General features: G+C 58.8%; 14 protein-coding genes. 4 read left to right on the top strand and 10 right to left on the bottom strand.

Annotated features, from left to right (window positions below):
- The first annotated feature begins 2 nt into the window (after positions 1-2).
- Positions 3-1,166: a cytochrome d ubiquinol oxidase subunit II gene (cydB, locus tag AAFN47_RS17170; protein ID WP_499810472.1), complete on the top strand. Its 1,164-nt coding sequence runs from the start codon at positions 3-5 to the stop codon at positions 1,164-1,166.
- A 15-nt stretch (positions 1,167-1,181) separates the two neighbouring features.
- Entirely contained in the window at positions 1,182-1,310 is a 129-nt protein-coding gene (gene cydX, locus AAFN47_RS17175; RefSeq protein WP_499810473.1) for a cytochrome bd-I oxidase subunit CydX, read from the top strand.
- A gap of 267 nt (positions 1,311-1,577) precedes the next feature.
- Here cydX and AAFN47_RS17180 read toward each other — a convergent pair whose 3' ends face one another.
- From AAFN47_RS17180 to AAFN47_RS17225, 10 genes are all read right to left on the bottom strand, one after another.
- A complete protein-coding gene (locus tag AAFN47_RS17180) occupies positions 1,578-2,486 on the bottom strand; it encodes a MurR/RpiR family transcriptional regulator (protein WP_499810474.1) in 909 nt (302 codons plus the stop codon).
- Positions 2,487-2,515: 29 nt separating this feature from the next.
- Positions 2,516-3,094 carry an NADPH-dependent FMN reductase gene (locus AAFN47_RS17185; RefSeq protein ID WP_499810475.1) on the bottom strand — a complete coding sequence of 193 codons (579 nt, stop codon included), beginning with the start codon at positions 3,092-3,094 and terminating at the stop codon, positions 2,516-2,518.
- Between the two features lie 3 nt (positions 3,095-3,097).
- Positions 3,098-4,204, bottom strand: coding sequence for an LLM class flavin-dependent oxidoreductase (locus tag AAFN47_RS17190; protein ID WP_499810476.1), 1,107 nt, complete (start codon positions 4,202-4,204; stop codon positions 3,098-3,100).
- Positions 4,205-4,230: 26 nt separating this feature from the next.
- Entirely contained in the window at positions 4,231-4,998 is a 768-nt protein-coding gene (locus AAFN47_RS17195) for an SDR family NAD(P)-dependent oxidoreductase (RefSeq protein WP_499810477.1), read from the bottom strand.
- A gap of 10 nt (positions 4,999-5,008) precedes the next feature.
- A complete protein-coding gene (locus AAFN47_RS17200; RefSeq protein ID WP_499810478.1) occupies positions 5,009-5,764 on the bottom strand; it encodes an SDR family NAD(P)-dependent oxidoreductase in 756 nt (251 codons plus the stop codon).
- Positions 5,765-5,766: 2 nt separating this feature from the next.
- Complete coding sequence (locus tag AAFN47_RS17205) at positions 5,767-6,873, bottom strand: ABC transporter ATP-binding protein (protein ID WP_499810479.1); 1,107 nt, start codon at positions 6,871-6,873, stop codon at positions 5,767-5,769.
- On the bottom strand, positions 6,866-7,702 hold the full coding sequence (locus tag AAFN47_RS17210) for an ABC transporter permease (RefSeq protein ID WP_499810480.1): 837 nt from the start codon (positions 7,700-7,702) through the stop codon (positions 6,866-6,868). The genes AAFN47_RS17205 and AAFN47_RS17210 overlap by 8 nt, the downstream gene beginning before the upstream one ends.
- Entirely contained in the window at positions 7,692-8,552 is an 861-nt protein-coding gene (locus tag AAFN47_RS17215) for an ABC transporter permease (protein ID WP_499810481.1), read from the bottom strand. The genes AAFN47_RS17210 and AAFN47_RS17215 overlap by 11 nt, the downstream gene beginning before the upstream one ends.
- A 98-nt stretch (positions 8,553-8,650) precedes the next feature.
- Complete coding sequence (locus tag AAFN47_RS17220) at positions 8,651-9,691, bottom strand: ABC transporter substrate-binding protein (protein WP_499810482.1); 1,041 nt, start codon at positions 9,689-9,691, stop codon at positions 8,651-8,653.
- A gap of 95 nt (positions 9,692-9,786) precedes the next feature.
- Positions 9,787-10,533, bottom strand: coding sequence for an SDR family NAD(P)-dependent oxidoreductase (locus tag AAFN47_RS17225; protein WP_499810483.1), 747 nt, complete (start codon positions 10,531-10,533; stop codon positions 9,787-9,789).
- A 116-nt stretch (positions 10,534-10,649) separates the two neighbouring features.
- On the opposite strand from AAFN47_RS17225, the gene AAFN47_RS17230 reads away from it, so the two are divergent.
- Together AAFN47_RS17230 and AAFN47_RS17235 are read left to right on the top strand one after the other, a co-directional pair.
- Positions 10,650-12,017 (top strand): aspartate aminotransferase family protein, encoded by a 1,368-nt coding sequence (locus tag AAFN47_RS17230; RefSeq protein ID WP_499810484.1) that lies wholly within the window; start codon positions 10,650-10,652, stop codon positions 12,015-12,017.
- A 136-nt stretch (positions 12,018-12,153) separates the two neighbouring features.
- Positions 12,154-13,152 (top strand): LysR family transcriptional regulator, encoded by a 999-nt coding sequence (locus AAFN47_RS17235; RefSeq protein WP_499810485.1) that lies wholly within the window; start codon positions 12,154-12,156, stop codon positions 13,150-13,152.
- Positions 13,153-13,158: the final 6 nt, after the last annotated feature.

A 13,158-nucleotide genomic window follows, 5' to 3' on the forward strand; every position in this document is an offset into this window, starting at 1 on the left:
CAATGATCCTGCACGAACTCATCAGTTTTGAACTGCTTCGCGTGATCTGGTGGCTGCTGCTCGGCATATTGCTGATCGGCTTTGCAATGACCGACGGTTTCGACATGGGCGTCGGCGCGTTGCTGCCTTTCGTCGCAAAAAGCGACGTCGAACGCCGGGTCGTCATCAATACCGTCGGTCCGGTCTGGGAAGGCAACCAGGTGTGGTTCATTCTCGGCGGGGGAGCGATCTTCGCGGCCTGGCCGCCGCTCTACGCGGTCTCCTTCTCCGGCTTCTATCTGGCCATGTTCGCCGTGCTCGCGGCTTTGATCCTCAGGCCGGTCGCCTTTAAATATCGCTCAAAACACGAGAGCCCCCGGTGGAGATCGAACTGGGACTGGGCGCTGTTCGTCGGTGGAGCCGTTCCGGCCTTGATCTTCGGCGTCGCCGTCGGAAACGTGCTTCAGGGCGTGCCATTCCGCTTTACCGAGGATCTGCACGCTATCTACGAGGGAACGTTCTACGGCAAATTTCTTGGCCTTCTCAATCCATTCGCGATACTCGCGGGACTGGTTTCCTTCGGCATGCTGCTGATGCATGGCGCCGCCTGGCTGGTCGTCAAGACGGAAGGGCCTGTGGCGGAACGAGCTCGCAGCATCGGCGTCTGGATGGGACTGATCGCTCTGGCCGGCTACGCCATTGCCGGGCTCTGGCTTGCCTTCGGCATTGACGGCTACGCCCTGGTTGGACAGGTCGTGGTCGACGGTCCGTCGAACCCGTTGCATTCAGACGTTGTGCGGGAGGGCAGTTGGCTGGCCGTCTATGGACAACGTCCGTGGATCGCGATTGCGCCGGCTTTGGGCTTCCTGGGCATGATCATGGCCATCCGGGGCCTCGGGAGTAGGGGCGAGGTTTCGACGCTTCTGTGGTCAAAACTCGGAATTCTCGGCGTCATCTCGTCGGTCGGACTGACGATGTTTCCCTTCATTCTTCCGTCGTCGATACACCCGACCTCATCCCTCACGGTGTGGGATGCTTCTTCATCGCAACTCACGCTGTTCGTGATGCTGGTGTCGACGATAATCTTTTTGCCGATCATTCTTGCCTACACCGCCTGGGTCTACCGCGTCCTGTGGGGCAAAGTCACCGAAGACGACGTCACCTCCAACAGTGAAAGCGTCTACTGAGGAAGGAACAACACGATGTGGTATTTCGCCTGGCTTCTTGGTCTGCCCCTCGCCGCACTCTTCGCGGTGGTCAACGCGATGTGGCTGGAAATGCAACAGGATCGTCAGATAATGGAGGAAAACGCGCCGTCTGACAGCCTTTGAACAGCGACGACGCCGCCAGACTGGAGCCGCGTCAGTTGATCATGACGCCGCGGACGCCCGGACCTCTTCCTCGATCAGTTTCCATATTCGGTCGACGAGCTGGACGAAATCTTGCGATCGCTTGATGTCGAGGTCGCGCGGTCGTGCGAGCGGAATGGGAATGCGCTCCCTGACAGCGCCAGGCCGGGCGCTGAATACGACGACCTCGTCAGACAGAAACCGTGCGTCAGGCCGTAGGCGATACGCGTTTATTGGCGGCAGTTGACGCTACTCCAGATAGACATTGAACTGGTCCAGCTGCTCCTGCGTTTCCTCCAGCCGCTGCATGGCTTCGCGTCCACCTTCGGTTAATAGCATCGTGGCGATGATCTGCGCCACGGCGAATGCCGGCAGAAGAGACGAGAACAGCGATATGGTGCCGTTTCGCACGATCAAATTAACTCCCGCGTCGGTGACGACGGGAGAAACCTCGCTATCGGTAATCGCGATCACCTGCCCCTTGCGTTCGCGAACGAAGTCGACTGCGGCGATAGCATCGCGCGCGTAGGGACGATAGCTGAAAACAAGCAAGACGTCCTTGCTGCCAACTGTTCGCAGATCGTCGGCCAGCGCTCCGCCGAGGCCGGTCAGCAAGACGGAGCGTGCGTCGAACATGCGGCATGTATAGTGAAAATAGTAGGCCAGAGGAAACATGCTGCGCAATCCGAGCACGTATATCTTGCGCGCGCCGCGCAACCGGCTGACCGCATCATTCAGCTTTTCGGCGATTCCCTCTCCGAACGTCTGTTGGAGGTTTTCGAGTTCCTGCAGCACATGCTCACCAAGGATCTGGGTGTTGGATCCGACGGGAAAACGCTCGCGGATCGACTGCGCGCGCGACAACCAGCGAGCGTCGCTGCCCCGGGTGACGTAATCGCGGAAGAGATCCCGGAACTGGTCGTAGCCATCGAAGCCCAGTTCACGCGCAAGCCGCACCATCGCGTTGTGCTGCACCCCGGCCTTCTTGGCGAGAGTCCGCATCGAATAGACCGCGACGTCGCTTGGATTGTCTATGGCGAAGCGTGCTGCTATTCTGAGTTGCGGACTGAAACCTGCATAGCGGGCTTTCAGTATGTCGACGATGCCGCCGGATGCTCCGGCTTTCGGATCACCCTGGCGAATTTCAGTCTGACTCATGAAATGCTTTTCTGAATTGGCTCTCGATCTCAAAACGCATAATCGGCAGCATACCTCATCCTGGCGAACTCAACGACCTGCGCGCCCACTATTTCCAATTGATTTTGCACGGACTCGTCCAGCGATCGCCCATCGGCGTCGAACAATGGCAGGGAGGTGTTGAGAACTGCGCCGAAAGGCGTCGGCCAACCGCGAAGGGCATGGGCTATATCGCGAAGAGCCGAAACCGTCTGACTGCCGCCCTGCCATCCGCCGGCGCAACAGATACATCCAATCGCACGGCCATCCCAGTAGACACGCCGATCTGTGCGAAGATCCTCCGTATAATCGATCGCATTCTTCAGCAAACCGGACAGGGATCCGTGATAGGACGGCGAGGCAAGGATGATGCCGTCTGCTTTGCGATAGAGTTCGACGAGCCTCGTCGCCGCCTCTGACCGGTCGTTGTCGCCCGGCTGATACACTGGCATCAGGAGATCGCGTCCGCAGAAGCTTTCCGTTCGGGCGCCGAGTTTTTCCGCATGCCGAAGCGCGATCTTCATCGCCTTTTCGCTCGAAGACCCGTTGCGCGCCGTCCCGCCCAAACCGAATATCAGGGGCTTTGTCATATTTCAGCCGTGGCTGGCCGCTGCCGCGACAGGCGGGGCTGCCGGCATCGCGTCCAGTTCTCCGAGCGGACCGAATCTTTTCTCGAGAAGCGGTATAACCTCCGATCCGAACCGTTCCATGGAACGGAGGATTTTCGATTGGTCGAGACCCGGTATCGCCATGAAACAGCTGATGTGCTTCGGTCCCAGCACCTCGATATCCCGCGACAGGCGCTCGGCCACAGTCTCGGGATCGCCAACGGGAAGGCGCGCCACGATTTCCTCGAGCGGGGGTTCTCCGTCCGCCGGAATTTCCTTCAGGAAAGCTCCATCCAGTTCGCCGTAGCCGCCACGCATGGACATGGCGATACGGCGGATGTACCGCGCGCCATCGGCGGCGAGCTTCGCATCTTCCGGGTCGTCCGTTACAAAGATGTAGCGCTGGATTGCAAAAGGTACGGCGGCGCTGTCGCCCCCGGCCTTTTCCCAGGTGTCGGCCAGCCCGTCGCGCACGCCGCGGATCGCCTCGACATCGTTCCACCCTGTTGTGAAAAATGGCGTATAGCCGCGTTCGACCGCCCGCTTCTGCGCCTCCACGTCAGTTCCCATTCCCGCGACATAGATGTCCGGACGGGTCTGCGCCGGCCGCACGGAGAACGCGGTTTTCGGAAAGCTGATCGTTTTGCCCGCATAGGCGAATTCGTCCTTCGTGAAATAGTTATTCACGAAGTCGAGAACGTCGAGGAGCGTGTCTCGCGCCTGTTTGAGGTCGCGGCCGAATTTGTGGAACTCGTAGGCCTGGTATCCGGTGCCGAAGCCGAGAACCAGCCGTCCGCCACTCATCTGATCCGCCATTCCGATATCCTCGGCGAGCCGGATCGGCTCATAAAGCGGCGCGACGATGACGGCCGGGCCAAGTTTGATCCGGCTCGTCTGCCCAGCCATGAAATTGACCATCGCCAGGGGGGACGGACACAGACAATAGTTGGAAAAATGATGTTCCGCGAACCAGGCGATCTCCATGCCGATCTCTTCGGCAAGTTTCACATGTTCCGCGGTTTCTCGGTAAATCTCTCCGGCAGCCTTGTCCTTGTTACGCTGCGTCATCAGGGAAAACAGGCCGAAATGCATCTGGATATCCTTTACTTTTCTATGTCTCAGAAGCCGACGATGGTTTCGCCGCCATTGGGGCTGATCGCCTGTCCGGTCACGAAATCGCCGGTGGGCGCTGCGAAATAGACGACCGCGTATGAAATCTCTTCCGGCGCGGCCCAGCGTCCGATCGGCACCTTCTTTTCCTTCTCGCGGATCTTCTCCATGCCCTGGACGCGAATTGGCATCTCGGTGAGGACCCCTCCCGGGCAAACCGCGTTGACGAGGATGTTCCACGGAGCCAATTCCTTGGCCCATGCCTTGGTCAGACCGAGAACGGCTGTCTTGGCGGCGCAATAATGTGACGCCGTATGGTGGCCGTTCATGCCCCAGATCGAGGAAATATTGACGATCCGGCCATATTTGCGCTCTTTCATGCCGGGAATGACCGCCTGACCGCAGAAGAAGCTGCCGCGAACATGGATGTCGAACATCCGCTGGTACTTTTCCGGCGTGATCTCCTCGATCTCGGCATGTTCGCCAATGCCGGCGTTGTTGACGAGGATGTCAATCGGACCCAGCTTGGCTTCCGCCTCCTTGACAAGGTCACGCATCGCCGCCGCGTCGCGAATGTCAGCGGTGGACAGAAGAACCTTGCGACCCATCGCCTGAATGGCCTCCGCGGTCTCTTTCGCTTCGTCTTCCAGGACATCGTGAACCACGATGTCGGCGCCGCGTTCAGCCATCAGTTTCGCGTGGGCGCTGCCCATGCCGCGGCCTGAGCCGGTGACCCAGGCGACTCTGCCTTCCAAACTGTTCGGATCTTTCGTCATGGAGTTCTCCCTAGTAGCCGACGATGGTTTCGCCGCCATTCGGACTGAGGACCTGACCGGTCACGAAGTCCGCTTCGGGCGATGCGAGAAAGGCGACTGCGTAGGACATCTCGATGGGCTCGCAGTAACGCTTGAGCGGCACCTTCTCTTCCTTGGCGCGCAGGATATCGAGATTGTCGAGCTTGACCGGTCCACCGGAGCGCACGCCGCCCGGCGCAACCGCATTGACGTGAATATTCCAGGGCGCAAATTCCTTGGCCCAGGCCTTTGCAAAACCAAGCAGCGCCGATTTCGCAGAGCAATAGTGGGAGGCGACCGGCGCCCCGGCCATGCCCCAGATAGAAGAAATGTTGATGATCTTGCCGTATCGGGCTTCCTTCATGGCCGGAACGACCGCCTGTGTGCAGAAGAAACTGCCGCGCACGTGAACGTTGAACATGCGGTCGAAATCGTCTTCGGAGATTTCGTCAACCGTGGCGCGCTGACCGAATCCGGCATTGTTGACCAGGATGTCGATGCGGCCAATTTCTTTTGAAGCGTCGGCGACCATCGCCATGACTGCGTCGGTGTCAGCCATATCGACGACATGGACGGAGGCGCGCCGCCCGCGTTCTCGCACGAGTTCCGCGGTTTCACGCGCCTTGTCGCCGTCGATATCGCAGACGGCGATGTCGGCGCCGCGCTCGGCCATCAGCAGAGCGTGGGACCGACCCATGCCATCCCCCGATCCGGTTATCAGCGCGACCTTATTGTCCAGTGTTCCCATGTTTACTCCTTGGGTATCATCAGCGTCGCGTCTGCCGCCCACTGCAGGGCCACGCGATCGCCGGGTTTGAGCATTTGCGACTGGCGGATGGAGGTCAGGCGAACGGCGACCGGGGAAGCTCCCTCGACGTCGACCACATATCTGAAGGATCCAGCGGTGAAGGTTGCGTCGGTGATACGGCCCGACAAGCGATTGGACTCTGTCGATGCCGCGCTGGTCTCCACGCCTTCACGTTCGATGCCGATCGATTCCGGACGCACGCAAAGAACCTGATCGCCGTTTCCTGTGTCCTTTCCTTCATGGATCGCACGCACCGGTCCTGCAGGCGTTTCAACATCGACGTAGTCGCCGCTGCGCCTGATCTCCCGCACCACCTCGAGCAAGTTGGCGTTTCCGAGAAAGCAGGCAGCAAATTCATTGCGAGGATGTTCGTAGAGTTCACGAGGCGTGCCCACCTGCACGATGCCGCCCTGGCGCATGATGGCGATCCTGTCGGACATGGCGGCCGCCTCGTCCTGGTCATGCGTCACGTACAGCACCGTGGCGCCGACTTTTGCGTGAAATTCCTTGATTTCGAACTGCATCTCTTCGCGGAGATTCTTGTCCAGAGCGCCGAGCGGTTCGTCCATCAGCAGAATTCGCGGTCCATAGACCGCCGCGCGCGCGAGTGCGATACGCTGCTGCTGGCCGCCTGAGAGTTGTGTCGGCATTCTCCCGCCAACATCTGGAAGCCGAACCGTTTCCAACATCTGTATCACCCGGCTACGTATTTCGGATTCCGGGAGTTTCCTCAGTCGCAGAGGAAACGCGATGTTCTCGAAAACCGTCAGATGCGGAAACAGCGCATAGTTCTGAAAGACCATGCCGATTTCACGCTTGTAGGGCGGCAACGCCGCCATATCGACGCCGTCGACCTCAATGCGCCCGCGCGTCGGCGGTGTAAATCCGGCGACGGCGCCGAGCAGTGTCGTCTTTCCGGAACCGCTCGGTCCTATCAGGGAAAAGAACTCTCCTCTCTCAAGCTCCAGATCAGTCGGTCGCAGCGCTTCGACCTTGCCATAGCGCTTCTCGACTCCGGAGAGTTTCAGTTTCGCGCCTTGCTCAGTCATGGTTCCACCCGTCCAAACGCGTCGAGCGAGACTGAATCAGCGCGACAATGACAAGCAGGACGAGCGTAAACAGGAATACGAGCGTCGCGACAGCGGCTATTGTAGGGGTCAGGTAATCGTTCATCTGTTCCCAGATCAGGCGTGGCAGGGTTCGGGTTCCGGCGCCGGTCAGGAAGAGCGCCAGCATGAGTTCGTCGATCGAGGTCGCAAAGGCGAGTATGCCCCCGATGATGATTCCGATGCGGATCGTCGGATAGGTGACGGATCTGAACGTGCGCCATGGTCGCGCACCGAGCGTCATTGCGGCAAGCTCAAGCGTGAAATCGTGACGGGCCAGCGCTGCGGTCACCGTGATGAAGACCAGCGGCACGCCGATGACCGTGTGGCCGATCGTGGCCGCGGCGTAGGATCCGAGCAGATTGAGTTGCAGCATCAGCGGATAGAGACCGATCGCAAGGATGACATGGGGCAACATCATGGGCGCCACGACGAGCGCCGAGATCACGCCAGCCTGTTTGAAACCGCCCCTTGAGACGGCCAGCGCAGCCATAGTGCCGAAGACCATCGACAGCACCGCCGTCGGGACGCCGATCGCAAGCGAATTGATCATCGCCTGGAACCAGGAGGGATTGGCGACGAGCTTCTCGTACCATTGGGTCGACCATCCGGACGGCGGAAAGGACAGGAAGCTGCGGTCTGAGAATGACAGCGGCAACACGATGAATTGCGGCAGGACGAGATAGACCAGGATCAGCGCCGTAAAGCAGCAGATGATCACCCATCCCGCTCGGAAACCAAGCGGCAGCTTCGCAGTGCTTTCAGCGGCCATGGGCGAAACCTCCCCCGGCGCTTTTCATGATCCGGAGATAGACAAGGTAGATCGAGGTTGTCAGCAGCAAGAGGACGGTGGAGAGGGCGGAAGCAAGTCCCCAGTCAAGAAGACGGTTGGCCTGCTGCTCGATCAGGACCGCAGCCATCATGTGGCGCGGGCCTCCAAGCAGAGCCGGCGTTATGAAGAAGCCCAGCGACATCATGAAGACCAGCGCAGATCCCGCGCCAAGCCCTGGCAGCGACAACGGAAAGAAGACCTTGCGGAAAGCCGCGAACGGATTGGCGCCCATGACTTCAGCCGCGGAAATAAGAGTGCGATCGATTGTCCGCATTGTCGCCAGCATCGGCAACAGCATGAATGGAAGCATGATATGCACCATGCCGACATTGACCGCCAGTGTTCCCGGAAGGAAGCTGATGGGACGCTCGACAATGTCCACCGCGACCAGAAACTGGTTGAGCACGCCCTTTCGCTGGAACACCACCATCCAGGCGTAGGAGCGGATCACGACGCTGGTCCACAGCGACACGACGACAAACGCCATCATGAGGCTCATCATCGATCCGCGGACCCGGGATATCACGTAGGCGACAGGATAAGCGATGAGCGCGCACAGGATGGTGACGATCCCGGCCGTCTCGACAGTGATCCACAGAACCTTGAGATACGGCCCGCCGCCGAAAACGCGTTCGTAGTTGGCGACGCCCAGCGACGGATCTGTGAAGCTGCGCAGAATGACGTTGAGGATTGGCCACAGGAAGAACAGGCCGACAAAAGCCAGCGGCGCAACAAGCAGCCAGCGATAGAACGCCGTCGCTGTCCAGCCCGTGCTTTTATCGGATGCCATTCCTGTCTCCCACCGCTTGTTTGACCATCAAAATTGGCACAGCTGTAGCGTCCGGGGCGCCGCCTTACGCGATCGCCCCGGCTTGCGTATACCGGTTATCAGCTCAGAATCCAGGTGTTGAAACGCTCGACCACCTCGGCGGAATTGTCCGCCCAGTAGCTGACGTCGAGAAGGACCGAATTGTCGTTGAGGGTAGGCAGATTGGCCTTCACCGCATCGTCAAGCAAAGCACCGGCGTTCTTGTTCACCGGTCCATACGGGATTGTCCTGGCGAAAGCGGCCTGGGCTTCCGGCGACAACGCATAAGCCATCATGTCGAAAGCTTCGGCCTTGTTCGGCGCACCCTTCGGCACACCCCAACCATCGGATACGAGAATTGCCTGGTTGAAGGTGTAGTCGACCGGAGCTCCATCGTTCTTTGGACCAAAGACGCGTCCGTTCCAGGTCGAGCTGGCGTCAACTTCGCCGTCGAGCAGAAGCTGCGCGCTCTGAGCGCCCTTTTCCCACCAGACCAGTTTGTCCTTGATCTTGTCCATGCTTGCGAACGCGCGATCAACGTCAAGCGGGTAGAGTTCGTTGATCGGAACGCCGTCGGCCAGCAACGCTGCTTCCATCGTCTGGAAGGGGCGCTTCCACAGACCGATGCGTCCATCGAGAGCAAACAGATCCGACCAACTCTGTGGCCCTTCGCCCGTCACATTGTCTGTGTTCCACGCGATGTTGTAGGCGGCGAGGTCGGTGACGACGAAATGATCATGCGCCGATCCCTTGACCATGGCGTCCTTGTCGACGACGCTATAGTCGATCGGTTCGAGCAGACCTTCTTTCGCATACACAGCGAGCGCTTCCGCCGGACCCTGGATCAGGTCCCATTCAACATTGCCCTGCTCCACCATCGCTTTCAGGCGGGCGCCTTCATTGCTGGTGTTGATGACGTTGACGCCGGTCTTGGCGGTCCATGGTCCATAAACGGTTTTGCGATAGGCTTCCTCCAGCTTGCCGCCGCCAGTCGCCATGACGATCTGATCCGTCTTCGCATTCGCGATGCGCGGCATGCCAAGGGCTGTGGCCGCAGCGCCAAGACCGATGAGAGCCGTGCGTCTGGAGATATTGCTGTTTATTCGGTACTTGTTCGTCATTCCCATAGTCCTCTCAGTTGTTTTGTTCCCGCCTTTGATTTCCGGACCGACTGGCGGATGTTTCAGACCGGTTTGAGATGTTGACCGCTGTCCGATCAGGTCATGTAGAGGCCGCCGTTCACCATCAATGTCTGTCCAACAACAAAACGGTTTCGATCCGAGCCGAGAAACAGGATTGCTTCCGCGATGTCCTCGGGCTCCGCCGCGCGTCCGACCGGAATGGTCTTGATTCTCTCGGCGAACCAGTCCTGCTTCTTTGCCGTTTCCGTGGCGATCGCGCCCGGACTCACGGCATTGACCAATATCTGATGGGGCGCGAGTTCCTCGGCCAGCGACCGGGTGAGGCTTACTAGCGCCGACTTGGCGGCCGCGTAGTGAGGCAGTGATGGTTTCGCCCTGTGCGCATCGGTGGACGCCACATTAACGATGCGGCCATAGCCCTGCCGGATCATGATATCCATAACGGCTCGGGTCGTCAGAAATGGAGCCGTGAGATTGGTTCGAAGCGTCCAGTCCCAGTCGGTCATGCTGATTTCACCGAAACGCGCGTGTCGCCAGCCGCCCACATTGTTCACGAGCAGATCGAGTCGCCCGTCGGAGAAATTTTCGACCGCTGTTGCGAGAGCCGAAACCTCTTCCTCGCGCGCGAGGTCGACGGCGACTGGGTATACGCGGTATCCTTCGGCTTCGAGAGACTTCGCCGAAGACATTACGGCGTCGGCATCAACATCCGCCATGATCACGGCGCCGCCGCGTTCGAGCAGCAATTTCGTGGTCGTAAAACCGAGACCCCTCGCGGCGCCCGTTACGAGCGCTGTCCTGCCTTTGAATTCCATTGTCATCCGGCGGGTCTCCAAACTGCACTTTGACGAGTGTGTACCATTTGGTATAGATTGTCAAATCTAAAGCATATGCTCTAATACAGGGCATTTGAAACAGGCTTAGCGGGAGTGAAACAATGAGTGCTGGATCAGTGATAAACACCCGACCTTCAGGGAGCTCGGATGTCTTCCACCGCTTTCCACGCAACGACATGGCGACGGCGGCCGGCGGCGAAGGACCGTACATCTTCGACAAGTCCGGAAAGCGATACATTGACGGCTCGTCCGGCGCGGCGGTGAGTTCACTCGGTCACGGCCATCCGCGCATAGCTGAAGCGATGAAACGGCAGATCGATCGCATCACTTTCGCCCATACGTCTTTCTTTACCAGCGAACCCGCGGAGGAGCTTGCCTCGCTGCTGGCGGACAAGGCGCCTGGCGATCTCTCGAAAGTCTATTTCACATCGGGTGGCTCTGAATCGGTCGAAGCCGCCCTGAAGCTCGCCCGGCAATATTTCGTCGAGAGGGGCGAAACATCCCGCCACCGCATCATTTCGAGAGCCCAGAGCTATCACGGCAATACGCTCGGAGCGCTTGCAGCCGGCGGCAATCTCTGGCGAAGGGAGGCTTATACGCCGCTACTGCTCGACACGATTCAGACGCCGGCGGCGTATCCCTATCGCGAGAAACAGGAACTGGAGACCGATGAGGCCTATGGCCTTCGCGTGGCAAACGGGCTTGAAGCGGCGATCCTTCGTGAAGGTCCGGAAAACGTGATGTGTTTCATTGTCGAGACGGTGGCGGGCGCCACCATCGGCACCGTGCCGCCTCCCCCGGCATACTTTGGTCGGATTCGCGAAATCTGCGACAAATACGGCGTCCTGCTGATCCTCGACGAGGTCATGTGCGGGATGGGAAGAACAGGAACTCTTTTCGCCTTCGAACAGGAAAATATTGCGCCCGACATCGTCACGCTCGCCAAAGGGCTCGGAGCCGGATACGCCTCCATCGGCGCGACCATGACAACGACGAAGATTTACGACACGATCGTCTCGGGTTCAGGTTTCTTCCAGCACGGGCATACTTACACGGGCCATCCCCTTGCATGCGCCACGGCGCTGGAAGTTCAGAAACTGATTGCGAAAGAAGACCTGCTGGCGAATGTGCGGAAGCAGGCGATCGTTCTGGAAGAAGCGCTGCGGAGCCGGTTTGGCCAGCATCCCAATGTTGGCGACATCCGCGGACGCGGCCTCTTCCAATCGCTGGAATTCGTCTCGGATCGCGAAACCAAGGCGCCGCTTGATCCGTCGATGAAATTTGCGTCGAAGCTGAAAGCTGTAGGCCTTACCGAAGGCCTGCTCTGCTATCCAATGGGCGGCGTTATCGACGGACGATCGGGAGACCATGTCATGCTCGCCCCGCCATTTATCGTCAACGAGCGGCACATCGAGGAAATTGTCAACAAACTCGACAAGGCGATCAGCGCGACGCTGGACGCAACCTGATCGAGTCATATTGCAGCGCACACCGACGAATCTACGAAATTCTTCGTGGCGTCGGCGTCAGATCTATGCCAAAAAGTCAACGCCGAAGCTTCAAAACAGCTCCTGATCTCCTGCATTCCTGTCCTGACGGTGTGTAATGTCTGATGGCGATGAACAAGCCGAAGAGGACGTCGATTCAGACATCCAGTCGACGTCCCGACAATATCTGAGCGTTCACTCCTCCTCTCTGCCCTATCTTCTCAAAGTCGGGGAACTCGGCTCGATTCGCCAGGCGGCAGAAGCTCTGAATATCGCGTCCTCGGCGATAAACCGGAAAATCCTCAAAATCGAACGCGAACTCGGAGTGAGCCTCTTTACGCGGACGGTCAAGGGGATGACGCCAACAACATCAGGGGCGCTGCTTCTGGAACACGCGCGCTCCACTCTGAGCGATTATCAAAGAACGGTCGATGAGATTATCAACCGAAAGGGAAATATCAGGGGACGCGTCAACATCACCGGCATCAGCTCGTTCATCGAGCATGTACTACCCAATAAAATCATACAGTTCTGCGAAACGTACCCGGAGATTTCGATGAAGATCGTGGATGAGAATCCCGGTCGCATCATCGATGAAACCATGGCCGGAAACTTCGATATCGCGATCACCTTCGTGGACGGACGTCACCATGGCCTTGAACTCTGCGCCAAGATCGACGCACCCCTTGGCGCAGTTATGCGCTCGGACCACCCGCTTGCCGGAAGAGAGTCCTTAACGCTCACTGATTGCGCCGGCTATTCCACATTCCTTTTTTCGGACCGACTGATCATTGAAGCCTTGGCCGAAAGCGAGTTTCGAAGAACCGGCGCCACCTTCAAACCGCGTATTCTTACAAACTCAATGGCTGTTATGAACTCCGGCGTTATCAGCGGTCTGGGAATCGGGTTCTTTACGCCAATCGGCTTTCTCGACGACATCCGCGACGGGCGAATCGTGCACGTGCCGCTTCTCGGAAATGAGCTGCTACCGAATGGCATCGGTCTTTATGCGGCCAAAGGAATTACGTCCTCCCAACCCGGCAGGGCGGTCGTGGACTTTCTGATGAAAGAGTTCGCTATTATCGAGAAAAAGCTCGGCGAACTGCGGCTGAAGTAAACGTCG

Origin of the sequence: Hoeflea sp. CAU 1731 (assembly GCF_039888615.1) — a bacterium.
Taxonomy (GTDB): Bacteria; Pseudomonadota; Alphaproteobacteria; order Rhizobiales; family Rhizobiaceae; genus Flavimaribacter.